A 24,097-nucleotide genomic window follows, 5' to 3' on the forward strand; every position below is an offset into this window, starting at 1 on the left:
AGAAAAAAATGACACAGCAATGGCGATTTCGCCCTGCCGTGATCTGAAGAACCTAGCTCGCCTTGGGCATGACGAAAGCAGTCACGGAACCCGGCTCGATTTCGGTTCGTCCGGCGTCCTGGATGACAGGCCCGGCAGCCTGCCGAGACAATTGCTCGAAGTCCTTGCGTGGCAGGTGCCTGATGCCTACCGGTGCATGGGATTGCAGCCACGCTTCGACAGATTCGGCGGGGGCCTCGGTCAGCCATGCGAACAGCGCGTGTGCTGCCTGCGCGGCAGCCTTTCCGGTGGACATATCCAGGGACTTGTTCAACACGATGTTGATTTCCGCGTTCAAAACCTCGTCGGCCTTTGGCAGTTGCGTGCCGGAGACCTGGAGCTTGGCGATCAGCTTCGGCAAGTCGGCGGCCGGCAATGGGGGCAGGCCGACAGCTTGCGCCTTGCCCACTTCGCTGACCATTTGCTCGGGGAACATCTCCAGCACCTTGGCGAACATCTTGGGATTGGCCCGGCGCACCGACTTGGCGAATGCCTGTGAAGCCCACTGCTGCCAATCCGGGTTCTGCGGATCTTGCAGGTAGGCAATCACGGCTGCGCGGGCCACCGCCGAGAGGCCCTCATCCTCGCTCGACGGATCCTCCTTGTCGATTCGCAGGATGATGGGCTGTATCAATTCCCCGGGGTCGCGATCGCGCAGTTCAGTCATGGTTTTATTCTATGGCGAATGAGAGAACCGAATTTTCGGACTGCAAAGCTTCAGCTTGCAACTCTAATACTATGCGCTGAGGAAGGTCACCGTAATGCGCGCCGGGATCTGCGCGTACACCGCGTGAAGGACGTTGGCTTCAACGAAGATGCTACCCCCAACAGCCAACGGGAACTTGCGTCCTTCCACCGTGAACTCGATTTCCCCTTCAATGACAGAAACGATGATCGGGGTGCGCGCTACGTGCTCTTTCAGCTCAACATTTGAGTCGAAAGCTATCTCCGTAATCTGCGCTTTCTCGCCGGCAAAAATTCTCTTGGCTGAATACTTGCCTGGCTTGATTGGGTTGCGCTCGGCATTGCCCGCCGCTGACAACGAAATCAGCTCAGATTGTCCGTCCATAATATTTTCAGTCAAGGCAATTCCCGCCTTCCGGTGCTTTTGAATCCACGTCGAATTAACTACCAGCATGCTCTTTTTTCGCTTCAGGAGCCAACTGTCTCGTGAAACTTGCCGCCCCTTGCTTTAATGCCGGTCTCGTCGACAGCCGCAAGTAGAAGCAACGCGTTCATCTCGACAAAGTGATATCCATCCGGGGACCGTGACGTGCCGGGTTCTACCAAGATCGAAGCCTGAATCAAGACGCTGTTCGCGTTCTCGCACTGCAGAGTCTCACACCTTGGTTCGCAGTATAGAGATTCTCGCCCTGGCTACGGAGGCTGCCGTCGGGATGTGTGCTGCCAACGCAACTGCAGCGCGCGACCCGCATCGCACCTCGGTCTTGTTCTTGGTGTGCGTAACAAATTTCAATACTTCGCTAGCGCCAGTACCCCGTCATGGTTCGCACAAGGCTGCCTTACCGACGGATCACATCACCCAATTATTCATCGACCGCACCGTCAATGGCAGAGATTTTCCTAGCGTCGCCGAACTTTGCGCACGATCAGCAGCACGAAGCTGGTCAGCATGGCAGTGGCCAAACTGACCAGAAGCGGAGTCTGCCACGGAACGTCCAGGACGCTTCCGGCGAATTTTTTCCAGAAGGAACCAATGGCATCCCAGCCTGTTGCCTTCGATTCGATAACTCGAGCGGTGCTTTCCACGACGGCCGGCATGACCCATTGGATCGCCAGCGCGAATACCCACATCAGCAGGTTCAATATTCGCAAGAATCCGACGAAGCCCAATATGAGGCCGAGGATCAGCGGCCCGGCATACCAGAGGTAGACATAGTACGACTGGGCGCCGGCGACGAGCGACACGATGATCTGCAGCCAATAGCTGACGCCCACCGTAAGCGTCGCGTAGAAAAGCACTGCAATGGGCAGCCGCAATTTGGTTGCCATGAAGTACCAGACTTGGCTGACCAGCAGCAGACCCCCGAATACCCAAAGATGTCGAATCGATGCCGCGGAGATTTCCCCGCCCACGAGCCCAGGCTCCAATGCGTGAAGGCCCTGGAACCCGAGCCCCAAGAGTCCCAGGACCATGCCCACGGATGTCACAACGGTGAACGCTGTACGCCCATACCCAATGCGCCGGGCAAACCAGCTGCCCCAGAAGGTTATGACGGAGAAAACTACCAACAGCCCTTGGGCGTCGTCGCTGGCATGCGGGAGAATCGACCGGTCTTCTTCCCCAATCCACAACCACGGCAACACCACGATCGCAGTGATCAGCAATCCAGCGACCAATTGCATCCACCAGTTGTGCCAGATGCGTCTCATTGAACCCACTCTTACTCCTCAGTGTTCCTACGCGCTCATTGTTCCAGAGCCAGCGCGGAGCATCGCGAATCCCGGCAGGCGTTTCCCCCAAGTTGCTCCAGACAGCAGACTCCCGCACCGGGAACTGCGCCGGGAACGCCAGATGGCCCGTGCGCATTCCACCCAACTGGAATGCCCACGAGCCATCTGGACTACTGCTTTCACCGTGCCTTGGCGTGGGTGGCCACTGCTCCTGGATTGCGTAAATGCAGGTGGTTTACGTCATCAGGCGGTCTTCGTCGAATTCGGCGGTAACCCGTTCAACTTTCTCTACTTTCAGTGAACAACACATAGATCACCGTGTGCAACAGGCAAGCATGCAATTAGTCAATATGATCAACTGGACAAGTTATATATCGCGATTATTCACCAATCTGCCATGAGAGCTGAATCACAAGAATCAGTTTGAACCTGCCAGCAAAGCACTTGACCTTGACGTAACGTCAACCAGTAGCGTGGTAGCCATGAACGATTCAACTGGCCGTCCGAAACAAGTCCGCCACTCGATCGCACAGGTCTCGAAATCCGCTGGAGTCAGCAGCCGCACTTTGCGGCACTACGACCAGATCGGCTTGCTGGAGCCTGATCACGTGGCCGCCAACGGGTATCGCTTCTATACCGACAGGCAGCTGGTCCGGCTCCAGCGGATTCTCTTGCTGAAGCAGTTGGGCATGAAGCTGGAAACCATCGCTGAAATCCTGGACGAGCAACGCAATGAGTTAGCCGCGCTGCGCACCCACAAGGAACAGCTCCACAGGCAACGTGAGGCGCTGGACCGGCAAATCGCGGCCCTGGATCACAGCATTTCAACACTAATTACAGGAGGAGCAATGGAACCAGAAAAGAGCTTTGACGGCTTCAACGAGCAGTACAAGCACGAGGTATCCGAACGCTGGGGCGCCGACGCCTACGAAACATCGAATCGCTGGTGGCGCTCCAAATCAGGAGACGAGCAAAGCGCATTCATGGAAGAGGTCAAAATGATAAACCAGGCCTGGATCGAGGCGGGCAAGAATTCCGTCCCAGCAGACAGCGTCGAAGCCCAGGAACTAGCCGCTCGCCATGTGCGCTGGCTTCAGAGCACCAAGGGCACCCCGCTGGATTCCGGTGATCCGGCCCAGCGCAAGGCATATATCTGCAACCTCGGCGAGATGTATGTGGCTGATCCGCGGTTTGCGAAGAACTACGGCGGATATGCGGAATTCGTTCACGACGCGTTGCAGATCTTTGCCGAACGCACTAACCAGCTCGACTAGCCTGAGGCTGTTCCCGATGCGCTCGGGAACAGCCGCGCCCAGCGCGGTCAGCTTTGGGTTTCGTTCGCAATATCCTCGCGGGCCTGCGCGTACCGTTCCTGGATGTAGTTCTCCAAGGCGACGCGTTCCACTCGCCACATCCCGCGCCCGCCTATTTGAATGGCCGGCAGCTCGCCGCTTTTCACCAGAGCGCGAACCTGCGGCAGCTTCACGTTCAGTTCTTCTGCCACGTCTTCCAACCGCAAAAACCTCATATCAACAGGTTACTGTGATTAGCGTCCATTTGATCCCAGCTTGCTGAATTTGTGGATTAAAGACGGCATTCCGCCCGGCCGTTCTCCCTAGTGGCCGCAGTAGCCGAGTCGCGCGCAACAATATCAGCCAATCCGCGCAATACATTTGGGATCCACTGGTCATATTGACTAAAGTCAAGGTTGGCACTTATGCACGCGCAACACAACCTGTCTCAGGAGACCACCACATGAATTCGGATACGTATCAGCTCGATGAAACCGACCGGCGTATCCTTATGGCACTCGATGCGGATCCGCGTGTGCCCATCATGATGCTGGCCCAGCAGCTGGGCCTTGCCCGCGGCACTGTGCAGACGCGTTTGGAACGCCTGGCCCATTCAGGTGCCTTGCGTCCGAACACGTCGCGAATCCTTCCAGCGGCCATGGGCCGAGGCGTCAGCGCTTTCGTGAGCGCCGAGTTGAACCAGGCCAGCTTGAATGAGGCCATCGTCGCGCTGCGCCAGATCCCTGAAGTTCTCGAGTGCGTCGCTCCTGCCGGCGATACCGACCTCTTGATTCGCGTGGCCGCGACCGACCCGGATGACCTCTACCGTGTCAGCGAAGAGATCCGCTTGTGCCCGGGCATAACCCGCACTTCGACCTCGATGATCCTGCGCGATGTCATTCCGTTCCGCACCACCGAGCTGCTCAAGAAGCTGAGCAAGGACTGATTCCAAGCGAGCAACGGGCAGAATCGCCAATACCGTTGCCGGCACCGAAAGGTCGCCGGCAACGGCGTTTGTTTTTATGAGCTGGATGGCACTTCCTGGAGCTTGGCAGCGGGCAGGTATTTCGCCGAGCGGAGCACCTGCAGCATTGACAGCATGCAGAGCACAGCAAGCATCGAGATGAATAACGCCGGGTGCGCGACCGTCCGCCAGAGTGCAAAGAATGTCGGGAAAGTGAAACCGATGAAACAGCACATGTAGAACCTGCCGGTGAGCTTGCCAACGTCCGCGCTGCCGGCAAGATCCAGGACCTGGCTCAGCCCGGCAACCAGCAAGATGCCATTGGCAGAACCGGCCACGGCGAAGGCAATGATTCCCAGGATTTCTGAACCGCTGAGCGACACGGCGATCATCAACAGCAGCGCCGCCAGCGAGGTAGCCAGCCCAGCCATGATCAGCCTGATCTTGCCCAGGTCGTTGAATCTTTTGACGAATGGCTGGATCACTGTGCCCATGCCCATGGTGACCGCGACAGCCAAGGTCGTGTAGAACAGGCTGGACTCGCCCGCACCACTGCTCAGCGCGGGGACTACCGCAAAGCCTGTCGCTGCCATGCCGAAGACCCATGGGGCTGCGGGCAGGACAACACGGTAGAACCGCTGGAGGTTTGCCGGGGTGGTCGCTTCACCCCGCGAACTGCGCCCTGCTGGTTCAAGCGCAGGAGCTTCACGGGTTGTGAACATCAGCAGCAGCCAGGCAAAAGCGGTGGCGGCATGAACGATATACGCCAGTTCCGGGCTACCGCTGGCTCCGACGATGGCCCCTGAAATGACCGGGCCAAGGGCGAATCCCAGCGATGTGCACAGCGCGGCCCGCGTTGCACCGGCAGCACCGGGACTGAGCAATTTCACCCAGCTGGTGATGGCGACCATGGCCAAGCCCATGCCGAAGCCGGTGAAGATGCGGCCCGCATAGAGGCCGGACTCCTGAAGCGATCCGAACATGAGCCCGAAGGATCCTAGAATCGAGCAGGCCAAGGCAAGCAGCGAAAAAGGCTTGCGTCCATATCTGTCGGCCCAGGGACCGCCGAATGCCAAGGCAGGGATCATGCCTGCCAGGTAGCTGCCCATGACCAGCATCGCCTCGAACTCGCTAAGTTCGCGGAATTGCTGATACCAGCTGATCAGCGAAACATACTGGTTGGCGCACCATCCGGTGAGCACCAGGCACACGCCGGGAAGCCACCACGGAGTCGTCTTACGGGCAGCATCGCGAACAGTAATTCCTACCGCTCCAGCTCGTGGAACAGTTCACGCACGCGGTCGGCGATCTCATCGCGGATCATGTTCATGCGTTCCGCACCGGTGATGCCGTCTTCGCTGGGTTCATAGGTGACCCAGCGTTCGGTCTTAATGGACGGATCGAATTGCGGATTCGCGTCGGTTCCAAGGATCACCACGCGGTCGACTTGCTCGACAACGCGCGGATCAATGGCCTTGGGCGTGCCCTGAGACATGTCGGCGCCGGCCTGCGAGAGCGATTCAACCGCTTCCTGGTTGATGCCCGAACCTGGGTTGGTTCCAGCCGAGTAGCTGGTCACCTTCCCCTCAGAAATGTAGTCCATCAATGCGGCGGCCATTTGCGATTTGCCGGCATTGCGGGAGCAGATGAAAAGTACCGAGTTAGCCATGAACCTATTGAACCATTGACCCGCAGGTTGGTGGCCTTTCAACGGAAAGGTTGCGAAATGTGCCGTGCCGCGCCCCATTACGCAAGATCGTTGTCCTGCCGCTATGGCTAAAAGCTGGGGATGTGGCTACGGTTATGACTACTCAGCCCACGGCAACAGGAGGAAAAGATGCTCGCTGTGCATAAGAAGATCATTGTCACCGGCGTAGTCGTGATGCTGATTGGTGTTCTCCTCAGCAGCTTCATTCCGGCCTTGATGTCGTGGGGCCTGAATTCCGGCTATGGCGGAACCCTACTGGCCAACGTCCCGCTGAGTTTCATTAACGCATTGATCAATAACGCGCTCACCCCGTTCGGCGTCGTGCTGGCAGCCATCGGAGTAGCCATGCACATGGCCGGGGCCAAAACTAACGTCTAGTCCCGTTACTGGCCTAGGCTTGCCGAATCCAGCACCGCGGTAGTTTGCTGCCCAAAAATGCAGCAAGCCCAATGACCTGCCCATGATTCGCTCATGGGCAGGTCATTGGGCTTTGTGGCTTCCGAGCTACTTCAGCCGCTTGCGGGTCTTGATGGTTTCGCCCTTGAAGAATGCGGGGTCGCGCAGGCGCATCCACAGCATGATGGCCACGCCCAGCAGCAGCACGCCAACCCCGAGGATGAACACCATGCCCACTCCCCCGATTTCGGAGCCCGAACCGTACTCCGGATTCATGGATTCGACGGCGGTGGCAAAGAACATCACCAGCAGCACAATGCCGCCGATCAACGGCGCCAAGAACTTGCAGAAGAAGTTCCGGGCATTATCGAACAGTTCTCCGCGGAAGTACCAGACGCAGGCCAACGCGGTCAGCCCGTAGTAGAAGCAGATCATCAGGCCCAGCGCGGTGATGGTATCCCATAGCGCGTTCTCCGAGAGCAGCCGGGTGATCACATAGAAGCCAGCAGCTGCCGCAGCGGCAGCGAAGGTCGCCACCGACGGGGACATGAAGCGCGCCGAGATCTTGGCGAAGCTGGAGGGCAGCGCCTTGTAGTATCCCATGGCCAGCAAGGTGCGCGCCGGCGAGACCATGGTGGACTGCAGCGAGGCGGCCGAGGAGGACAGGATGGCCAGGGACATCAGCATGGCCAGCGGGCCCATGATCGGACCGGACAGCACAGCGAAAATCGATTCCTGGTTCTCCGGATTGCCGGCACCCAGGCCAGTGGTGCCCACGCCTGCCCAGTAGATCACCCCGAGCGACACTGCCAGGTACAGCGCGATGATCACCAGCACGGTCCAGGTGGCGCCGCGTCCGGGGACCTTCTTCGGATCGGTGGTTTCCTCGTTCATGGTCAGGGTGACATCCCAGCCCCAGAAGACGAAGATGGACAGCGAGATGCCCGCGGCGAAGGCCGAGAAGGTATCGATGCCGGCGGGGTTGAACATCTGCCAGGTAATCGGCGTCGGATCATTGGGCTGGCTGGAGGTCAGCGCCATGATGGCGAAGAGCAGCAGCACCGCGACCTGGAACCCGACCAGCACGTACTGGAAGACCTTGGTGGCATTCATGCCCCGATAGGAAATCCAGGCGGCCACCGCAATGAACACCAGCGTGGTGGGAATGTTGATCCACAAGTTGGTAGTCAGCTCAGCAATCCAATCCTGCCCGGTGAGCTGGGCAAGGAGGATGTAGAAGAAGTCCACGGCCACGGCCGCCAGGTTCGAGAGCACAATCACCGTAGCGGCGATCAGGCCCCAGCCGCCCATCCAGCCGATCATCGGGCCGAAAGCACGTGTCGCCCAGGTGAAGGAGGTGCCCGAATCCGGCATGGCGCTGTTCAGCTCGCGGTAGCCCAGGGCCACCAGGAGCATCGGCAGGAATCCGGCCAGCAGGATCGCCGGCAGGCTGGTACCGACTTCGGCCACGGTGGCGCCGAGCCCCGCGGTGAGGGTGTAGGCCGGGGCGATGCAGGAGATGCCGATAACGACAAGTCCCAATACGCCCACGGTGCCCTTGGGCAGTCCTTTTTCGTGCAGTCCGCTCTCGGAGCGTGCAGGCGTCGATGCCTGCCTCAGGTCTTGCGACATGGTGGTTACCTTCAAACTTTCAGCGGGGTGCGCGTGCGTCGGCTACAAGTACCGAGCCACCTTCCGTCAGGGGTCAGTGAGGCGCCGTCCGCGCAGTTTCGCGGCAGGCGTCCGGGGAATTAAGGGGTGGTGCAGGATTGTTGCGGTGTTCCCTAGCGGGCCGCATCCAGGCTCGGGATGACGCCCATCGGCACATTGAGCTGGCCGAGTATCCGCTGGGCCTTGGGCCCGATGAATAGACGGCGCGGAGCGGCCAGCCGGGCGGAACCGAGCAGCGCCAGGTCCCCGTCCTGCCAGGACAGCTGGGCCGTGGCTTCATCCAGTCCCTGCCCGGAGACCACCTCGATGGCCGCGTCCAGGCCCAGGGACTCGGTCAGTTCCTCCAGATAGCTGCGGGTCTTGGCCAGGTAGTCGCCCAGCTCCTGCTCGGGGTTGGCCAGCTCCGCTTGGGAGATGAGCGTGGCCACGCGCAGCGGCAAAGCGCAGGCGGCGGCGATCCGCGCCGAGAGGCCGATGACCTCGCGTGCGCCGCGGCGGTCCCCGACGAAAGCGGTCAGCCGGGTGATCTTTCCGTTGGCCGCGCGCAGCGTGGCCAACGATGCCGGCGAGGACATGAATACTGCCATCGGCGATGAATGCAGCAGCGCGTTGGCGATCGCCCCTGGGCTGAAGAAGCCGGCGCGGTGGCGCTTGCGCCCGCCCAGCACGATCCCGTGCGCCCCGTATTCCTCGCCCAGCGCGATGAGTCCCTCGGCCACCGAGGGCACCGAGCGGGCCACCACCGAGGCGGCGATGCCGTCTGGCACCAGGGCCAGGGCTTCGGCCGCCCAGCGGTCCACCTGGGCGGAGAGGATGGTGGAGAATCCATGATCCCCGCCGGGGTAGACGGCATTGAAGGGGGTGGAGGCTGGCAGCACGATGGCGATCTTCAAGGATGCATCGCGGGTGCCGGCCACCAGAGCGCTGGCCAGTTCGATGGCTTCGGCGCCGCGCTGGTCAGCGGTGTAGCCTACAAGCAATTCCATGGCTTAGGCGTTCGCCTCTTCCTTGGCACCGGTCAGCGTGGCCACCCCGTCATAGCTCTGGTCATAATCGGTGCCGTCCAGGGCGGCGATGATGCGCGCGGCCGAGCGCCGGCCCATGCGCACTGCGCCGTCCACGTGCTGGAATCCTTCGCCGGCCAGGTCGGAGGAGGAGAAGTAGATCGGTCCGACATTCTCGTTCTGCGCCGGGCCGAAGCGGTGCAGGCCGCCCAAATCGTAGCTGGTGGCGTAGGCTCCGCGGGTCCATTCCTCGGCGGCGAAGTCCGAGAGGTAGAAGACCTTGGGATCCAGGGCCTTCTCCCCCAGGTAGCCGGCCATGGACTTGAGGATCGCCGCGCGGCGCTGCTGCTCGTCCAGTTCCCACATGGCGTCGGCTTGCAGGTCCGAGATGAAGCCGACCAGGGTGCCGGTTTCCTCGCCGATGTAGGTGTTGTCGTAGATTTCCTGGACAAGGTTGGCCGGTCCGAAGCAGGTGCCGGACAATCCTTCTTCGCGCCAGAACGGGGTGTCGTAGACGGCGTGGACCTTGATCACCAGGCCCATGGACTGGTGCTGGTGGGTGACCTGCTGCTTGCGCGGCAACGCCGGGAGGTAGGAGATGCGCGAGTACAGGTTCGGCGGCACCGCCAGCACCGCTTTCTTGGCCGAGACTGTCACGGTGCTGCCGTGGGCCACCACGCCGCCGTCGAACCATTCGAGCTTGAGCACTGGGTTGTCCAGGAAGACGATGCCCTCGCCAAGCTTTTCGGCCAGGGTCTTGGAGACGCCCTGCATGGTGCCCACGATGCGCCGGTCCAGGATGAAGTCCTCATCGACCAAGTTGTCGAAGGAGCCGGCCGAGGATGCCATGAGCACTGCCTGCAGCGCGGAGAAGGTGTGCGCCGGCTTGGTGAGCATGCCCCCGGCGATGAACAGTCCCACGTTGTTGCAGGCCAGCTCGTCGGCAGAGTGCTGGCGCAGGAAGTGGTGGAAGGAGATCTTGTCCAGCTCTTCGGCCTGCGGGTGCTCCCATGGCTTGTCCGGGTCCATGCCGGCGGCCAGCTGGTTCATCAGCGCCACCAGCTTCTCCATTTCGGCTACGGTGCTGGCAGCCACCGGGAAGTCCTCGCCCTCGTAGGCGATCCGCTCTCCGTCCTCGGTGAGATAGACGCTCTTGCCGGCCTTGTAGCGTTCGAAGGTCTCGATGCCCAGCTCCTCGATCAGCGAGTAGAGGCCGGTCTGGTCGGGGCTGATCCACTGGCCGCCGATTTCGATGGTCGCCCCGTCCATGACATCGGTCCAGGTGCGGCCGCCCACGCGGTCGCGGGCTTCGAGCACGGCGACGGACTTGCCGGCCTTGCTCAGCTCATAGGCCGCTGTCAGCCCGGATGGCCCCGCCCCGATGACAACGACGTCGCGTTCCAGATGTTCCATGATCGCTCCCTTGCACAATTAAATGAATATTGTTCATTTACCTGTCATATAGCATAGGGTACGAACATCCAGTTGTGAAGCACCCCACGTCAGGAAGAGGTCCGCATGAGCGAAACGGAAGCGAGACGAGCCGGCCGCCCACGCAAGGCGGTACTGAACCGGGAGCGCATCACCCAGCATGCGCTGGAACTGGTTTCGGGGGACGGCTACGAGTCGCTGACCATGCAGCGGCTGGCAAAATCCCTTGGCGTCTCGCCCTCGGCGCTCTACAACCACGTCGATTCGAAGCACGACCTGCTGCAGTGGATCCAGGAATGGGTCATGGCAGATATCGACACCTCGGTATTCGACGAGGCGGGCATCAAGGAAGCACTGCTGCGGTGGGCCACGAGCTACCGCAACGTCTTCGCCCGGCACATTCCGCTGATCCCGGTCATTGCGGTCCTGCCGGTCACCGATTCCCCGCGCACCCTAGGCATGTACGAGCGCGTGGCCGAAGCACTGGCGGATTTCGGCATGGCGGAAAACGAGATTGTGCCGACGATTGTCGCACTGGAGTCGTTCATCTTCGGCTCGGCCATGGACACCGCCGCGCCCCATGATATTTTCGATACCAGCAACCACCAGGATCTGACTCCGCATTTCACCCGGGCCGTGGCGGCGCAACGCCGCTCGAAGCTCGATACCAGTGATGATTCGTTCCAGCGCGGGCTCGCGGCCCTGGTATCCGGACTGCTGGCCAACGGAAGCTGATGACCATGGACAATGAGCCGACGCCGCGGATCACCGGCAAGCAGTGGGCTTCAATTGCACTGGTGGCTATTGCGCTGGTCTTCATCCTGCAGAACCTGACCTATGTGCGCGTGGAATTCTTCTTTTTCCACACCGCCGCGCCGTTGTGGCTGATCCTGCTGATCACCTTGGCGGCAGGCTACGCCATCGGGCGGTTCTCAAAGCGACGGAACTAGTCGTCGAGGATAGCCCACTCCCCTACTTGCTCGTTGTCAGAGTCGTAGACGTCCTCCTGGGCACCGGCAACGATCGGATACATCGTGATGTTCGTCGACCAGTCCCGCAGAATCTTCTGCAGCTCTTCCAACGGCTTGAGCTGCATGTTCTCGGTATCGAAGTTGACTTCCAAAACAAAACGCATGGCCTGCTCCCATCCTTGTCGGTTGCCGCCATCCTATGCCCGCAAGGCCAGAAATACGAGACTTGCCGCAAGTCCCAAGGCATAACCGATGCCAATCGGGGACGCACGAAAACGGGACCCCGAGTTGCCCCGGGATCCCGTCTTCTGAAAATGCTTGGGAAAGCTACTGTACAGCGCTCATGTAGCTCAGCGACTGGAGCGCTTCGTTGCCGCCGACCTTGTACAACGCCAGGACCAGGCCGCCGAACACGACGCCCATCAGGGCAGAAAAGCCCAGGGAGATCTTGACCAGCGAGCGGACCTCGCCGCGGCTGATCTCGGCTTCATCGTTCAGGTAGCGAGCTGCGCCTTCGGTGATGCTGGCTGCCGGGGTCAATGCGGGAACCGGAGCGGTGAGCAGGTTCGAGGCAGTATCGATTGCCCCGCTGCGCAAATAGGCAACAGTCATGCGGTTCTTTCGATCCTGGCGAAGCTTGACGATATTGGCGCCGTGGCGTGCCAAGAGGATGTCTTCACCGAGTGGGATCGAGGCCATTGCTGCTGCTCCTAGGGAATTATCATTTTGCGCATTTCCAGTCATATCCATCATTTCCGACCGTCTATCTACTGAGAAGTGGTTTGTTCAGAAGCCCACACGCTCTTGTGATGCAATCCGCATGATTCTGGGGCTAAATCGACTTTCCTGGTGACGGGGAGCATAGTTTCCGCAATTTTTCCGCAGTGGTTATTGGCCTGTATTTCGCAGGTCGCAGGGAATTGCTACCGGTACCATTTCATGGATTATTCGCCTTCGATAAATGCGCAGGCCAGCGGATGACATGGCCCGTGGCACGGCAAAGCCCCAGTCCAAAAATGGACTGGGGCTCAGCACAATCAGCGCAAAGGACCAAACCCTATGCGGTCTTCAGATCCTTGCCATCCTGCTTGCGCTGGCGCTTCGCTGCGCGGATCTGCAATGCCAGGTCGTGGTTCGACAGGTCTTCCGGCGAGGTAACGCCGCGCTTGCGCGCCTTGGCAATCAGCGCCTGGCGGATTTCCGCCTGATGAGTGCGCTTGTACCGGATGACCAGCACAGCAGTTGCAACGGCCAGAACAATCAACGTCACCACTGCGGTGATCAGAGTTGCGTCAAAATTCATGGACTTCTCAACCTCCCCATTCATTCAGTCGCAGCTGCGGCAGGTTCCACTGCCGTGCTGGAGAACCGGTCCCCAGCGGCCAACGGGCCGCAGCCATGCTACGAGAAGAACATCAAGTTTAGCATGTTTCTTCGATCAATGCCGTGAGGCAGACTGCTCCTGCGAACACCGAACGGTCGAAAAATGGCAAGAATGCGGGTCAGAAACCTCCACTGCCATGTCCGTGTTCGAAAACCAGGGACGTTTGCGTCGTCGCGACGGCAGGATTCGCAGACAGGTTGTCGAGCACGAACTGGCGCACGTCCGAGGAGTTGCGCACCGCGACGTGCAGGACGAAATCGTCGGCGCCGCCAAGGAAGAACAGCTGCCGCACCCCGGGCTTGCTTCGCATGTCACTGGCGAAGTTCGACATCAGGTGACGCGCTCCGGGTCGGATCTTCACGAAGATCAACGCTTCCAATTCGCGGCCCAGCACCGCCGGGTCGACTTCGATGGTGAATCGCGAGATGACTCCCGAATCTCGCAAGGCGTTCAAGCGGGCCAGACAGGTCGACGGCGCGATGCCCAGCTCTTCTGCCAGGGAGTTGTTGGTCCGCCGCGAGTTCTTCGCCAACAGCGCCAGCAGCTTGCGGTCAATGCCGTCAAGCTGCGGCGCACGGCTTTCCCGTCCTGGTTCGTTCAGTGGCATTCGGCCGCACCTGCTTCTTGTAATTGCGGATCGCTGGATTCATCATACGACCTCAGGTAGCGCCCCATGGCCCTTTTCCGCCACCAGTTCCCGGCGACGCGCAGCTTCCCTGCCTTTGGCTGCGCGATGCAGCAGGATTCTTGGCCCGGGTTCTAGGGAACGCTCTTGATCTGGCGTACCAGCACGGCGCCGAGGAGACTGATTACCGCCGAGCACAGGAACAGGGTCGGGTAGCCGCCGAACCAGGTCACCGCCAGCCAGGCGATCAGCGGGGCGACCACCTGGGGCAGGGAGTTGGCAATGTTGATCATGCCCAGATCCTTGCCGCGCGAATCGGCATTCGGCAGGACCTGGGTCAGCAGCGCGAAGTCCACCGCCAGATACGCGCCGAAGCCGATGCCCAACAGCACTGCTGCGACGATGGCCGTGGTGAACGAGGTAGCGAAGGTGAGCACGCCTGCCGCGGCAGCCACGATCACCGAGGAGAGGATAACGTATTTCTTGCGCTTGCCGTCCTTGTCCGAGAGCTTGCCGGAAATCACCGAGGAGAAGATGACGCAGAAGGCGTAGATCGCGGTCAGCACCAGCACTCCCTGTGCCGGTTCCGGGTGCTTGATCGCGTCCTGCAGGAAGAAGAGCAGGTAGACCAGGCAGAGCTGGCAGCCCAGATACAGGAGGAAGCGGGTCAGCCAGGCCCAGCCGAAATCGCGGTGCTTGACCGGGTTGATCCAGAAGCTGCGCAGGAATTCCAGCGGCTTCAGCGGCTCCAGCGCTCCTTTGGGCAGTGCGACGTCTTGGCGCATCAGAACGAAAGGAATGGAGCAAATCGCCACAGCGGTTGCGACGATCGCATAGCCGAAGACCAGGTTGCTGGCAGCGACCATGCCGATCACCGCGCCGATCAGGGAACCGCAGGTTTGGCCTAGGGCCACCAGGCCGCCAACCATGCCGCGCTGCTCCACCGGCACCTTGTCCGGGATGGCCGCGAAGATCGCTGCCAATGCTGCATTGCCGGCCGCTTGCGTCAGCGCCCAGCCGATGACCAGCGTGCTGACGGTGTGCGCCGTCGACATCAGCAGCAGGGCCAGTGCAGCGCAGATTGTTCCGAAGAACACCCACGGAATGCGACGCCCGAATTTCGAGGTGCTGCGGTCGCTCAGGGCGCCGAACAGCGGGTTGGCTACCAGCGAGACGGCCGCGCCGACACCGGTGACCAGCGAGAGGATCGCATTCTTCTGGCTGGCGTCCAGCGCTTCGGCGTGCAAGCCGAGCAGCACCTGGATCGGTGCGAAGAAGCCGACATTGATGCCGATGTGGACAATGACCACCGCGGCGATCCAGCCGGGGCCAACTCGTTTGATGGGCGTCCGCAGGGCCGCGGGAACGTCCATCGGTTCGGCTGCGCTCATAAGTTTCCTACCGGCCTAACTCGCGCGGACCCACGGTTGGGTCCTTCAATTGTTCAATGCTTGGGGTGGCTGACTTGGCGATCAGCCGTTTCACTGCCTTGGCCATCAGGCCTCCATCGATCATCGAGGCTGATACCAATGAGCCATTGGCATCGAGACCGAAGACCATCTGGATCTTGCCTCGCCGGTTCAGGCGGGTCACGGTGCTGGCGGCCTGGCTGAAGTCTCCGACCGTTTCCACGTGCATTTCGTGGCGGTCGCTCCAGAACCACGGTACCGATCGTTGCACAGCGGCAGTGCCCATGATCGTCGCCGCCGCCTGGGCTGCATCTTCCATCGCGGCTTCCCAATGCACGGTGCGCGGCTGGTGTTCTTCCCGGGCGGCGTCGCCGATGGCCAGCACCTGCGGGCAGCTGAGCGACCGCTGCTGCGCATCCACCAGGATCCCGTCATCCACCTCCAGGCCCAGCTGCTCGGCGAGCGCGGTTTCAGGTTCGACTCCGATGGCAGCAACGATCAGCTCTGCCTCATGGCGCTGGCCGTTGACCAGGGCATGGTTCGGACCGAGCTCCGTGACCGCACCGGTCACGGTGGTGATGCCGTGGTTGGCATGGTCTGCGTGCAGCTGTTCGGCAAGTTCTTGGCCCAGAACATAGGCCAGCGGCGCGTTGGAGTTGGAAACCAGGGTGACCTGCGCGCCGAGCATCTTGGCGGTGGAAGCGAACTCGGCCCCGACCAGTCCCGCTCCGATGACCAGCACGCGCTGGCCGAACATCCCCGATTCCAGGACCTCGGAGATCCAGGCCGCGTCGACCGCGCTGTGCAGGCTGCGCGCGTGGTGCCCGCCGGGAATCTCCAATGCCTTGGGCCGGGTGCCGGTCGCCAGCACCACCCAGTCATCGGCCGCCTGAGGCAGCTGCAGGCGCTCCACCTCTTCCTGGATCAGCCCGACATTATTGTCCTGGTACCAGGACACCGGTGCAAACGGTTCAAACTGCAGGGATTTGCTCAGCGGAGGGCGGTCATAGGGCAGGCCTTGGGCATCGCTGATCTTGATGGATCCGGGGTAGTTCTGCTGCACCAGATGCCGGGCCAGGGTGTATCCGGCGACCCCGCCCCCGATGATGTGCACGGAAGGCATCTAGACTTCAAGCTCCAAGAAGCCATCCACAACGTTCACCGTGTAGGTCCGGGCATCTACGGTAGCTGGCATGCACAGCACCTTGCCGGTCTTCAAGTCGAAGCTCGATGAGTGCAATGGGCACTCCACCGTGCAGTCTTCGATCCAGCCATCGGAGAGCGACGCGACCTCGTGCGTGCATTCATCCTGCAGGGCATAGAAGTTGCCGTCTTCGGCATGGAAGATCGCGATGTCTTCGCTTGCGCCGCTGTCTTTGGCTTCAACCAGCAGCGATTCGCCTTCTGGGACAAGATCTACGGGACCAACTCGGAAACTCACGATGACTCCTTAATAATCACTAGGTTCTGAGCTAATCTTGTCACTTATTGTTTGCCAGCACCTATTTGATGGCCCGTGTTCACCGCTGTCCACGACTTACTGTTGCGCACGAAAGCGCGATACGAGCTGATGCAATGGGTGGTCCTCCGGCAAGAGCGCCAGACCTTGGGCCCCATCCAGCCCATTGCCCGTCGAGTCCTGGACGCGTGCAGCCGGGATGAGCAGCTGCAGCTGCTGCTCGAAGCGGTTCCTGACGCATTCCCCGGCGAGCACTCCCCCGATGGCCGCCACCGGAAGTGATCCGGCGTCCTGTTCCAACCCCGCGCGGCGCAATGCCGCTGCGGCTGAGGCTGCCAATTCCTCTCCTGCCCGCGCACAGATCCCGGCAGCGATTTCATCGGTGGCCGCCAGCTGGGCAACATTCTTCGCAAAGGCGGCTACGGTGGCCACTTTGTCGGGCATGGCCTGCAGGTCGATATATGCCTCGGTCAGGTCCGGCCAGAGCTGTGCGAGCTCCTCGGTCAGCGCGGTGGCTGGGCCACGGCCGTCAAAGCCCCGCATGGCGGCGCTCATTGCCTGCTGGCCAATCCAGTAGCCGCTGCCGGCATCTCCCATGATGTAGCCCCAGCCATCGACTCGCGCAACCGAGCCAGGGCCCACCGCTAGGGTGACAACACCGGTTCCGGCGGCAACGACCGCACCTTGGCGGTCGCCCAGTGCTCCGAGATAGCTGGTCACCGAATCATGCGCCAGCGCAATATCAGTGATCTCTGGGGATCCGATGAGTTCAAAGAGCTGCCGTGCGTCGTGTTCGGCTTTCACCAGGCCGGTGGTGCCGACACCAATCATCGTGATTACTCCGGGGGTCTCGGCCAACGCGTGGCGGATAGCTCGTGCCAGTTGCGGCAGGACCGGTTCGCTGGTTTGCACGCCGGGAAAGCACAGCTCTTGGTCTTCGCCGCGGTGTTCGAAGCGGATCTTGATGCCTGTCTGACCGCCGTCTACTGCCAGGACACGTTGCCCCATAGACACTTCTCCCTTCACAATCAGCATTAGCCTACGCCTGCTGGCGAACCTGTGTTCTGAACCCGCTCGATTTCGTTGCTGATGTGTTTTTCGATGAAAATGCCTGGGTTCTGTACCTCGGTTCATGTCCCCCACAGCATGATTTCCCGATTGCACCTCCCGGAGGAACATCGCCGCCACTGCATCCTCATCCCCGAACACAGGTTATTCAATGGATTAGCTTTGCTTCGATACTAACGCCATGAACTTGGTGAAGTCGATAGAGGGTGAGGAGATCCATCCGGAAATCCATCGCCAGTCGCGGGTAAATGACTATGTTTCAAATATTCTCATACAAATTTACCGTGGTCAGATCGATCTGAAAATTTTTATCCACTTCGCATGCAAAGTAACTTCCATTCATTTCGCAGACCCGCATTTTCCTCCACATTAAGGCACTGAAATATGTGAAACACCTTTTTAGTACATGTGTGAATATAAAAGATTTATTTGAAAAGTACTTCCTTTAGGAGTTGGAGAGCAGGTACGCTCCTACCGGCACACACCACATCGATTGATCACCGGCTTTTGTGCGCCCAAAAACCCTACAAGGAGAACATCAATGGCACGTTTTTCCACCCCTCTTCGGAGGACCTTGGCCGTCTTGGCGGCCGTAGTGATCGGCATGAGCGGCTTCGGCATTGGCGCCTTGCCAGCCACTGCCTCCCCTGTTCCGGTTCCCGCTGAAAAGTCCCTCCCCAAGGCCAGCACAGACGACAAGGTCAAGATCGGTTCGGTTGAATCAGGCGAAGCCTACGACCAGTTCATCGTCACCTACAAGGCATCAGCCAAGGAAGCGGGCAAGTCCTCCCGCGCCAAGGCCTGGGGCAAGGCAGCCAAGGCGGCAGGCGTTTCCGTCAAGGAGATGCGCGCCATGGCCACCGGCAGCTTCGTGGTGAAGGCCGACAAGAAACTCAAGGGCAACGGCGCCAAGGAGTTCATGGCCGATATCGCCCAGTCCGGCCTCGTGGAATCGGTGGAACCAGATGCCATCATGAAGATCTCCATGACTCCCAACGACACCCGCTACGGCGAGCAGTGGCACTACAGCGGCACCAACGGCATGCGCTTGCCGTCGGCGTGGGACGTCGCCACCGGCGAAGGCAGCATCGTCGCTGTCCTGGATACCGGCATTACCTCGCATTCCGACCTGAATGCCAACGTCGTTTCCGGCTACGACTTCGTCTCCAGCTCCGCCTCGGCCCGCGACGGCAACGGCCGCGACGCCAACCCGCAGGATGAAGGCGACTGGTACGCCGCCGGCGAATGCGGTGGCAGCTACTCTGGCAGCTCCTCCTGGCACGGCACCCACGTGGCCGGCACCGTAGCCGCGGTCACCAATAACTCCAGCGGCGTGGCAGGTGTTGCTCCGGATGCCAAGATCCAGCCGGTGCGCGTTCTGGCCAAGTGCGGCGGCAGCCTCTCCGACATCGCCGATGCCATCATTTGGGCTTCGGGCGGTTCGGTCCCTGGCGTTCCGAACAACCCGACCCCGGCCGACACCATCAACATGTCGCTTGGCGGTGGCGGCGCCTGCGGCTCCACCTACCAGGCAGCCATCAACTCGGCGGTGTCCCGTGGCACGTCGGTGGTTGTTGCCGCCGGCAACGAAAGCCAGAACGCTTCGAATTCCCGTCCGGCCAACTGCGAGAATGTCATTACCGTAGCGGCAAGCAACCCATCGGGCGCTCCGTCGTACTACACCAACTACGGCTCGGCCATTGACGTCACCGCGCCAGGCGGCGACACCCGCTACGCGGGCCAGGGCGTGCTGTCCACGATCAACACCGGCACCACCACCCCGTCCAGCCAGGGCTACACCTTCTACCAGGGCACGTCCATGGCCACCCCGCACGTAGCGGGCATGGTCGCGCTGATGAAGTCGGTCGACCCGTCGATGTCCCCGGCTGCAGTGGAAACCGCATTGAAGCAGGGCACCCGCGCGATGCCAGGCGGTTGCAGCATCGGTTGCGGTGCCGGTCTGGTGGATGCTGCCAAGATCATGAGCGCCATGGAAGGCACCGACCCCACGCCAACCCCGGATCCGGAGCCTAGCGGCAACCTGCTGAAGAACGCGGGCTTCGAGAATGGTTCGGAATACTGGACTGCTAACCGCGCCGACACCTTCGAGACCGGCTCGGCTGCCCGTTCCGGCAACGGCCTGGCTGGCCTGAATGGCTGGGGCAACTCCAACACCTACACCTTGGACCAGAAGGTCACCATCCCGGCAGATGCCTCTGCTGCGCAGCTGGAGTTCTACCTGCATGTGCTGACCAATGAAACCACCGCCTACAGCCAGTATGACAAGCTGACCGTCCAGGTCCTGGATAACTACGGAACTTACAACATGGGAACCTGGTCCAACCTGGATGCCAGCTCATCCTACGAACTGCAGACCGTTGACCTGGGCAACTTCCGCGGAAAGACCGTCACCCTGCGCTTCAAGGGCGTGGAAGACAGCTCCCAGGCCACGCTGTTCCGCATCGATGATGCAGCGGTAGCCATCAGCTAGCCCTGAATCTCCATCTGGTTACCAATTAAGTGCAGTGGGGCGTCGGAATTATCCGGCGCCCCACTGTTCTTCGCTTTCTAGCTCATCTGCGGTGCCTAGCGCAGATCGGCTGCTCGTCCCGCAATCGAATCACGCTTGAGCATCCATGCCCCGATGCCGGCCAAAGCCAACAGGAGCAGCACCAGCATGATCGTTCCCGGATTCATGCCGATGCCGTAGACGAACAGGTACGCGATGACGCCACCGGCCAGGCAGTAGTAGCTGGTGACCAAAATGGTCTTGCGCAGCAGGTCGCCTTCGCGGCCCAGCAATCCCACAGTTGCCGATGCGGCCACGATGTTGTGAATCGAGATGGGGTTGCCACCGGCCCCGCCAACCGCCTGGGCTGCCACAATCGATTCTGGAGCAACACCGATTTGCGCACCGGTGGAGAACTGGAACTGCGAGAAGGTCAGGTTGGAGATGGTGTTGGACCCGGCGACGAATGCACCCAAGGCGCCAATCCACGGCGCGATCAGCGGCCACACGCCACCAGAAACCGCCGCGGCGCCCTCGGCCAGCGTCACCGGAATACTGGCCAGACCAGAGTTATTCAGCTCGGGGCCGGACTGGATCAGGATACGCACCAGGGGCACTGCGAAGAGCAGCGCTACCGCGGTGCCCCACAACTGCGCTGCCGAAACCTTGAAGGCACGGGCGATCTGCGCGCCGCTCATCTTGTGCATGGCGAAGGCCAGGCAGGAGGCCAAGATCAGCATGAATCCAGGCAGGTAGAACGGCTGGATCGAAGTGGTGATTCCCGTGCCGAGGATGTCGGCAACCGGAATCTGGAGTCCTGTCAGGAAGGTCTTCACTTCCGGAATCACACGGGTCAGCACTAGCAGCACGCCCATCAGGATGTACGGTGCCCAGGCGCTCTTCATGCTGATGGTAACGGTGTTGTCTACGGCGTTTTCCGGATCGAGCTTGCCGTTCCAACGCTCGTTCCAGCTGGCTCGTGGTCCGAAGTCGAAGATCTCCTTCGGCATCAGGAAGCCGCGGCTGGACGTGAACATCACCAGTGCCAGGCCAACCAGCGCACCGAACAGCGACGGGAACTCCGGGCCGAGGAAGCGTGCGGTCAGAACCGAAGGCACGGTGAAGGCCAGTGAAGCGTAGATGGCGAATGGCCAGATTTTCAAGCCGTCGCTGAAGCGGCGTTCCGGCCCGAAGAATCCAGTGAGCATGCAGACCATGATCAACGGGATCAGCAGGCCTATAATGCCGTGCATGAATGCAACTTGGAAACCGATGCTGCTGATGAATTCGGGCATGGTCAATCCGAGGACATTGATGCGTTCGGCCACAGCAGGATCGCCGCCAAGCCCCTGGTTCACACCGATCAGAATCGGGGTGCCCACAGCACCGAAGCTGACCGGGGTGCTCTGGATGATCAGGCCAACCATGACCGCGGCCATCGCCGGGAAACCCAAAGCGAGCAGCAGCGGTGCAATCACCGCAGCTGGAGTGCCGAATCCGGACGCGCCTTCGATGAAGCTGCCAAAGAGCCAGCCGATGATGATGGCCTGCACCCGTCGGTCAGCTGAAATGTTATTGAAGCCCGCCCGGATGGTGTTCATCGCGCCACCGACCGTCAGGGTCGCGAGCAAGAGCAATGCGCCGAAGACGATATACAGCATGGTTGATGCGATAACCAGGCCTTCAATGGACGCTGCGAGCACCCCGTTGAAGTCCATTTTCCACACCCAAAGCGCGACTACTACCGCAACGACGTATCCAACGGGCATGGCGTATTTTGCGGGCCAACGGAGCCCGGCGAGAAGAATGCCCACCACAAGAATCGGTGCCAATGCCAACAGTGCGAGCACACCTAAGTTGTCCATATCCATGGTCCTTTCTGACCATACTCGCGCAGAACTCCGCCCATGCGTGGACTCGATCATTGCAGCAAGATGACCTATGTATGGTCAGACCACTATGGTCTGACCATAAGAGCATAACGTGAAACACGTCACCATGGTGAGCCTCATCACGAATAATCGCGGATGCAGAACATATTCACGGGCTATTTATCCAGACAGCAACTTGGGTTGACCTTGTTCTTCTGATCCAAGTCCCCCCGCGAGCCGGGGCCGGAAAATTTTTAAGATTTCCACCAGCCCCCATGCCTTTCACCTCGATGAAGCTGTTTAAATGCAGGAAGTGCGGCACCTTGCGGTGCCGCACTTCCTGCCGGTCAAGCTTCATGCAGCGACTAGCTCAGGGTCCAGGAGCGCTTGGACAGGCCATACCAAAAACCGTCAATTGCGGTCTTGGCATCGATGCCTCCCGAGGCGTACGCCGCCCCCAGTGCAACATACAGCGGAGCCCAGTGCTCCGAACGCGGATGCGCTTCGCGCGCTGCCGGAGCCTTGTGGAGGAAGTCGAGGATGGAGTCCACGTCGCCGCGGGCCATGGATTCTTCGGCCCAGTGGTCGAACTCGCTGGAGGCCGAAGGAGGGGCCGCATCCGCTCCGCCGGCCGGGTTGAACCACTTGAGGTTGTGCGTAGTGAATCCGGAGCCGACGATCAGGGTTCCCCGATCCCGCAGGGGGGCCAAGGACTTGCCCAAATCGAAAAGCCCCGAGGGATCCAGCGTTGGCATGGACATCTGCACCACCGGGATATCGGCTTCCGGGAACATTTCCTTCAGTGGCACGTAGGCTCCATGGTCCAAACCGCGGGTCTCATCGCGTTCCACATGGTGGCCGTAGGCCGAAGTGAGGCGCTCGACTTCATTAGCCAGGTCCGGTGCCATCGGGGCGTCGTAACGCACGTCGTAGTACTTTTGCGGGAAACCCCAGAAGTCGTAGACCAGTTCATTCTTCTGACGGGTGGCGCTCAGTGTCACGGGCGCATTTTCCCAGTGCGCGGAGATCATCAGAATATCTTTGGGCTTCTCGAAAGCGCCCGACCATTCGGCTAGTTCGCCGGTCCAGCGCTGGTCGTCGGCCAATGGAGGCGCACCATGGCTAAGGAACAAGACGGGAGGTGTGTCGGATCGCTGAGTCATGATTCAAAGTTAGCAATCGTTAGTTGAAGCGTCAAGTTTTATTATTCGGCCCCTCTACTGGCATTGTTACTGAATCCATGATCGCCCCCAGAAGAACGACAATCGCAGACGATTTTGCCGACCTCGTCTTTTCCGGGCACTGAATGACGTTCAGCTAGTGTGTCCCTTTTTTCACGCTTCGGATTAGTACGGCTACGGAGTCCAATATCAGACTTATTGGCCGTTGAACTTTAGAATGGTTTCTATGCAAGAAGAAGAATTGATGCAGACGGTCGAAGAAGAATTCACCGCCATCTTATTGCGTGCCCGCCAAATGCTGATCCGTCGTGCCAAGATCATCCATCCGGATCTGCAGGACCCGGGGTACCGCTTGCTTGCAGTGGTCATCCGTGATGAGGCGCAACAGCAGGGGGCGCTCGCAGAGAAGCTGCGCTTGGACAAGGCAACCATTTCGCGCCTCGTGCAGCACCTTGAGTCCTTGGACCTCGTCACTCGTACCCAGGATCCTGCCGATGGCCGGGCCCAGCTGGTCTCGGCAACAGATATTGCCAAGGAAAAATGGCGTTCGAGCGGCAACACGTTGCGTGAGGAACTGCGCCGCCAGCTCAAGGAATGGGAAGTATCCGAACTGAAGAACTTCGGAGATCTCCTGCATCGCCTCAACCACAGCTTTGACGAGATACTCTAATGCCCCACAAGCAACTGAAGCCTTGGAAAC

General features: G+C 60.4%; 26 protein-coding genes. 7 read left to right on the forward strand and 19 right to left on the reverse strand.

Translation table 11 applies throughout. The annotated features are described in order from the left end of the window. Positions 1-52: 52 nt before the first annotated feature. The 3 genes from ACLQ8T_RS13840 to ACLQ8T_RS13850 all read right to left on the reverse strand — a co-directional run bounded on the left by ACLQ8T_RS13840 (position 53) and on the right by ACLQ8T_RS13850 (position 2,433). Positions 53-706: a peptidyl-tRNA hydrolase gene (locus ACLQ8T_RS13840; RefSeq protein ID WP_413454973.1), complete on the reverse strand. Its 654-nt coding sequence runs from the start codon at positions 704-706 to the stop codon at positions 53-55. A 69-nt stretch (positions 707-775) separates the two neighbouring features. Continuing rightward, positions 776-1,123, reverse strand: a complete 348-nt coding sequence (locus tag ACLQ8T_RS13845; RefSeq protein WP_413454974.1) for a cupin domain-containing protein — start codon at positions 1,121-1,123, stop codon at positions 776-778. A gap of 500 nt (positions 1,124-1,623) precedes the next feature. After that, the gene (locus tag ACLQ8T_RS13850; RefSeq protein WP_413454975.1) at positions 1,624-2,433 is read right to left on the reverse strand and encodes a hypothetical protein; all 810 of its coding nucleotides are present in this window, start codon (positions 2,431-2,433) and stop codon (positions 1,624-1,626) included. A gap of 503 nt (positions 2,434-2,936) precedes the next feature. Here ACLQ8T_RS13850 and ACLQ8T_RS13855 point away from each other — a divergent pair. Next, a complete protein-coding gene (locus ACLQ8T_RS13855) occupies positions 2,937-3,728 on the forward strand; it encodes a MerR family transcriptional regulator (RefSeq protein WP_413454976.1) in 792 nt (263 codons plus the stop codon). A gap of 47 nt (positions 3,729-3,775) precedes the next feature. Here the strand turns inward: ACLQ8T_RS13855 and ACLQ8T_RS13860 are convergent, their stop codons facing one another. After that, the gene (locus ACLQ8T_RS13860; RefSeq protein ID WP_128469195.1) at positions 3,776-3,982 is read right to left on the reverse strand and encodes a helix-turn-helix domain-containing protein; all 207 of its coding nucleotides are present in this window, start codon (positions 3,980-3,982) and stop codon (positions 3,776-3,778) included. Between the two features lie 227 nt (positions 3,983-4,209). Here ACLQ8T_RS13860 and ACLQ8T_RS13865 point away from each other — a divergent pair, with 227 nt between their 5' ends. After that, positions 4,210-4,692, forward strand: a complete 483-nt coding sequence (locus ACLQ8T_RS13865; RefSeq protein ID WP_413454977.1) for an Lrp/AsnC family transcriptional regulator — start codon at positions 4,210-4,212, stop codon at positions 4,690-4,692. 74 nt (positions 4,693-4,766) lie between these two features. Here ACLQ8T_RS13865 and ACLQ8T_RS13870 read toward each other — a convergent pair whose 3' ends face one another. Next, the gene (locus ACLQ8T_RS13870; RefSeq protein WP_413454978.1) at positions 4,767-5,921 is read right to left on the reverse strand and encodes an MFS transporter; all 1,155 of its coding nucleotides are present in this window, start codon (positions 5,919-5,921) and stop codon (positions 4,767-4,769) included. Positions 5,922-5,974: 53 nt separating this feature from the next. Then, entirely contained in the window at positions 5,975-6,379 is a 405-nt protein-coding gene (locus tag ACLQ8T_RS13875; protein WP_038993337.1) for a low molecular weight phosphatase family protein, read from the reverse strand. A gap of 168 nt (positions 6,380-6,547) precedes the next feature. Here ACLQ8T_RS13875 and ACLQ8T_RS13880 point away from each other — a divergent pair, with 168 nt between their 5' ends. Next, positions 6,548-6,796, forward strand: a complete 249-nt coding sequence (locus ACLQ8T_RS13880) for a hypothetical protein (protein ID WP_413454979.1) — start codon at positions 6,548-6,550, stop codon at positions 6,794-6,796. A 126-nt stretch (positions 6,797-6,922) separates the two neighbouring features. On the opposite strand, the gene ACLQ8T_RS13885 is transcribed toward ACLQ8T_RS13880, so the two are convergent. The 3 genes from ACLQ8T_RS13885 to ACLQ8T_RS13895 all read right to left on the reverse strand — a co-directional run bounded on the left by ACLQ8T_RS13885 (position 6,923) and on the right by ACLQ8T_RS13895 (position 10,902). After that, the gene (locus ACLQ8T_RS13885; RefSeq protein WP_413454980.1) at positions 6,923-8,446 is read right to left on the reverse strand and encodes an APC family permease; all 1,524 of its coding nucleotides are present in this window, start codon (positions 8,444-8,446) and stop codon (positions 6,923-6,925) included. Between the two features lie 152 nt (positions 8,447-8,598). Further along, positions 8,599-9,471 (reverse strand): universal stress protein, encoded by an 873-nt coding sequence (locus ACLQ8T_RS13890; protein WP_413454981.1) that lies wholly within the window; start codon positions 9,469-9,471, stop codon positions 8,599-8,601. A 3-nt stretch (positions 9,472-9,474) separates the two neighbouring features. Next, positions 9,475-10,902 carry a flavin monoamine oxidase family protein gene (locus ACLQ8T_RS13895; RefSeq protein WP_413454982.1) on the reverse strand — a complete coding sequence of 476 codons (1,428 nt, stop codon included), beginning with the start codon at positions 10,900-10,902 and terminating at the stop codon, positions 9,475-9,477. A 105-nt stretch (positions 10,903-11,007) separates the two neighbouring features. On the opposite strand from ACLQ8T_RS13895, the gene ACLQ8T_RS13900 reads away from it, so the two are divergent. Then, the gene (locus ACLQ8T_RS13900) at positions 11,008-11,655 is read left to right on the forward strand and encodes a TetR/AcrR family transcriptional regulator (RefSeq protein WP_413454983.1); all 648 of its coding nucleotides are present in this window, start codon (positions 11,008-11,010) and stop codon (positions 11,653-11,655) included. After that, positions 11,655-11,870 (forward strand): hypothetical protein, encoded by a 216-nt coding sequence (locus ACLQ8T_RS13905; RefSeq protein ID WP_413454984.1) that lies wholly within the window; start codon positions 11,655-11,657, stop codon positions 11,868-11,870. Before ACLQ8T_RS13900 ends, ACLQ8T_RS13905 begins: the two co-directional genes overlap by 1 nt. On the opposite strand, the gene ACLQ8T_RS13910 is transcribed toward ACLQ8T_RS13905, so the two are convergent. The 8 genes from ACLQ8T_RS13910 to ACLQ8T_RS13945 form a co-directional block, all read right to left on the reverse strand. Continuing rightward, entirely contained in the window at positions 11,867-12,055 is a 189-nt protein-coding gene (locus ACLQ8T_RS13910; RefSeq protein WP_038993331.1) for a hypothetical protein, read from the reverse strand. The two genes, ACLQ8T_RS13905 and ACLQ8T_RS13910, sit on opposite strands and share 4 nt — an antisense overlap. Positions 12,056-12,218: 163 nt before the next feature. Continuing rightward, the gene (locus ACLQ8T_RS13915; RefSeq protein WP_413454985.1) at positions 12,219-12,590 is read right to left on the reverse strand and encodes a hypothetical protein; all 372 of its coding nucleotides are present in this window, start codon (positions 12,588-12,590) and stop codon (positions 12,219-12,221) included. A 358-nt stretch (positions 12,591-12,948) separates the two neighbouring features. Beyond that, complete coding sequence (locus ACLQ8T_RS13920; RefSeq protein WP_204722959.1) at positions 12,949-13,194, reverse strand: hypothetical protein; 246 nt, start codon at positions 13,192-13,194, stop codon at positions 12,949-12,951. Positions 13,195-13,393: 199 nt separating this feature from the next. Further along, positions 13,394-13,882 carry an Lrp/AsnC family transcriptional regulator gene (locus tag ACLQ8T_RS13925; protein WP_204722960.1) on the reverse strand — a complete coding sequence of 163 codons (489 nt, stop codon included), beginning with the start codon at positions 13,880-13,882 and terminating at the stop codon, positions 13,394-13,396. Positions 13,883-14,034: 152 nt separating this feature from the next. Further along, positions 14,035-15,291: an MFS transporter gene (locus ACLQ8T_RS13930; protein WP_413454986.1), complete on the reverse strand. Its 1,257-nt coding sequence runs from the start codon at positions 15,289-15,291 to the stop codon at positions 14,035-14,037. Positions 15,292-15,298: 7 nt separating this feature from the next. After that, entirely contained in the window at positions 15,299-16,432 is a 1,134-nt protein-coding gene (locus tag ACLQ8T_RS13935) for an NAD(P)/FAD-dependent oxidoreductase (RefSeq protein WP_413454987.1), read from the reverse strand. Beyond that, positions 16,433-16,750 carry a bifunctional 3-phenylpropionate/cinnamic acid dioxygenase ferredoxin subunit gene (locus ACLQ8T_RS13940; RefSeq protein WP_038993327.1) on the reverse strand — a complete coding sequence of 106 codons (318 nt, stop codon included), beginning with the start codon at positions 16,748-16,750 and terminating at the stop codon, positions 16,433-16,435. It abuts the gene before it with no gap. 96 nt (positions 16,751-16,846) lie between these two features. After that, on the reverse strand, positions 16,847-17,803 hold the full coding sequence (locus ACLQ8T_RS13945) for an N-acetylglucosamine kinase (protein ID WP_413454988.1): 957 nt from the start codon (positions 17,801-17,803) through the stop codon (positions 16,847-16,849). Positions 17,804-18,377: 574 nt separating this feature from the next. Here ACLQ8T_RS13945 and ACLQ8T_RS13950 point away from each other — a divergent pair. After that, positions 18,378-20,327: a S8 family peptidase gene (locus tag ACLQ8T_RS13950; RefSeq protein ID WP_413454989.1), complete on the forward strand. Its 1,950-nt coding sequence runs from the start codon at positions 18,378-18,380 to the stop codon at positions 20,325-20,327. Between the two features lie 95 nt (positions 20,328-20,422). On the opposite strand, the gene ACLQ8T_RS13955 is transcribed toward ACLQ8T_RS13950, so the two are convergent. Both ACLQ8T_RS13955 and ACLQ8T_RS13960 read right to left on the reverse strand, forming a co-directional pair. Next, positions 20,423-22,210 (reverse strand): L-lactate permease, encoded by a 1,788-nt coding sequence (locus tag ACLQ8T_RS13955; RefSeq protein ID WP_413454990.1) that lies wholly within the window; start codon positions 22,208-22,210, stop codon positions 20,423-20,425. A 371-nt stretch (positions 22,211-22,581) separates the two neighbouring features. Further along, entirely contained in the window at positions 22,582-23,379 is a 798-nt protein-coding gene (locus ACLQ8T_RS13960) for a dioxygenase (RefSeq protein WP_413454991.1), read from the reverse strand. A gap of 244 nt (positions 23,380-23,623) precedes the next feature. Between ACLQ8T_RS13960 and ACLQ8T_RS13965 the strand changes: the two genes are divergently transcribed. Continuing rightward, entirely contained in the window at positions 23,624-24,067 is a 444-nt protein-coding gene (locus ACLQ8T_RS13965; protein ID WP_052254053.1) for a MarR family winged helix-turn-helix transcriptional regulator, read from the forward strand. Positions 24,068-24,097: the final 30 nt, after the last annotated feature.

It is taken from the genome of Glutamicibacter sp. FR1 (assembly GCF_047300825.1).
In the GTDB taxonomy this organism is placed as follows: domain Bacteria; phylum Actinomycetota; class Actinomycetes; order Actinomycetales; family Micrococcaceae; genus Glutamicibacter; species Glutamicibacter nicotianae.

Bases quoted from the DNA above. Each gene is read 5' to 3' on its own strand.
- ACLQ8T_RS13840 (WP_413454973.1), bottom strand. From the start codon at position 706: ATGACTGAACTGCGCGATCGCGACCCCGGGGAATTGATACAGCCCATC.
- ACLQ8T_RS13850 (WP_413454975.1), bottom strand. From the start codon at position 2,433: ATGAGACGCATCTGGCACAACTGGTGGATGCAATTGGTCGCTGGATTG.
- ACLQ8T_RS13855 (WP_413454976.1), top strand. From the start codon at position 2,937: ATGAACGATTCAACTGGCCGTCCGAAACAAGTCCGCCACTCGATCGCA.
- ACLQ8T_RS13860 (WP_128469195.1), bottom strand. From the start codon at position 3,982: ATGAGGTTTTTGCGGTTGGAAGACGTGGCAGAAGAACTGAACGTGAAG.
- ACLQ8T_RS13865 (WP_413454977.1), top strand. From the start codon at position 4,210: ATGAATTCGGATACGTATCAGCTCGATGAAACCGACCGGCGTATCCTT.
- ACLQ8T_RS13875 (WP_038993337.1), bottom strand. From the start codon at position 6,379: ATGGCTAACTCGGTACTTTTCATCTGCTCCCGCAATGCCGGCAAATCG.
- ACLQ8T_RS13880 (WP_413454979.1), top strand. From the start codon at position 6,548: ATGCTCGCTGTGCATAAGAAGATCATTGTCACCGGCGTAGTCGTGATG.
- ACLQ8T_RS13885 (WP_413454980.1), bottom strand. From the start codon at position 8,446: ATGTCGCAAGACCTGAGGCAGGCATCGACGCCTGCACGCTCCGAGAGC.
- ACLQ8T_RS13890 (WP_413454981.1), bottom strand. From the start codon at position 9,471: ATGGAATTGCTTGTAGGCTACACCGCTGACCAGCGCGGCGCCGAAGCC.
- ACLQ8T_RS13895 (WP_413454982.1), bottom strand. From the start codon at position 10,902: ATGGAACATCTGGAACGCGACGTCGTTGTCATCGGGGCGGGGCCATCC.
- ACLQ8T_RS13900 (WP_413454983.1), top strand. From the start codon at position 11,008: ATGAGCGAAACGGAAGCGAGACGAGCCGGCCGCCCACGCAAGGCGGTA.
- ACLQ8T_RS13905 (WP_413454984.1), top strand. From the start codon at position 11,655: ATGACCATGGACAATGAGCCGACGCCGCGGATCACCGGCAAGCAGTGG.
- ACLQ8T_RS13910 (WP_038993331.1), bottom strand. From the start codon at position 12,055: ATGCGTTTTGTTTTGGAAGTCAACTTCGATACCGAGAACATGCAGCTC.
- ACLQ8T_RS13915 (WP_413454985.1), bottom strand. From the start codon at position 12,590: ATGGCCTCGATCCCACTCGGTGAAGACATCCTCTTGGCACGCCACGGC.
- ACLQ8T_RS13920 (WP_204722959.1), bottom strand. From the start codon at position 13,194: ATGAATTTTGACGCAACTCTGATCACCGCAGTGGTGACGTTGATTGTT.
- ACLQ8T_RS13925 (WP_204722960.1), bottom strand. From the start codon at position 13,882: ATGCCACTGAACGAACCAGGACGGGAAAGCCGTGCGCCGCAGCTTGAC.
- ACLQ8T_RS13930 (WP_413454986.1), bottom strand. From the start codon at position 15,291: ATGAGCGCAGCCGAACCGATGGACGTTCCCGCGGCCCTGCGGACGCCC.
- ACLQ8T_RS13935 (WP_413454987.1), bottom strand. From the start codon at position 16,432: ATGCCTTCCGTGCACATCATCGGGGGCGGGGTCGCCGGATACACCCTG.
- ACLQ8T_RS13945 (WP_413454988.1), bottom strand. From the start codon at position 17,803: ATGCTGATTGTGAAGGGAGAAGTGTCTATGGGGCAACGTGTCCTGGCA.
- ACLQ8T_RS13950 (WP_413454989.1), top strand. From the start codon at position 18,378: ATGGCACGTTTTTCCACCCCTCTTCGGAGGACCTTGGCCGTCTTGGCG.
- ACLQ8T_RS13955 (WP_413454990.1), bottom strand. From the start codon at position 22,210: ATGGACAACTTAGGTGTGCTCGCACTGTTGGCATTGGCACCGATTCTT.
- ACLQ8T_RS13960 (WP_413454991.1), bottom strand. From the start codon at position 23,379: ATGACTCAGCGATCCGACACACCTCCCGTCTTGTTCCTTAGCCATGGT.
- ACLQ8T_RS13965 (WP_052254053.1), top strand. From the start codon at position 23,624: ATGCAAGAAGAAGAATTGATGCAGACGGTCGAAGAAGAATTCACCGCC.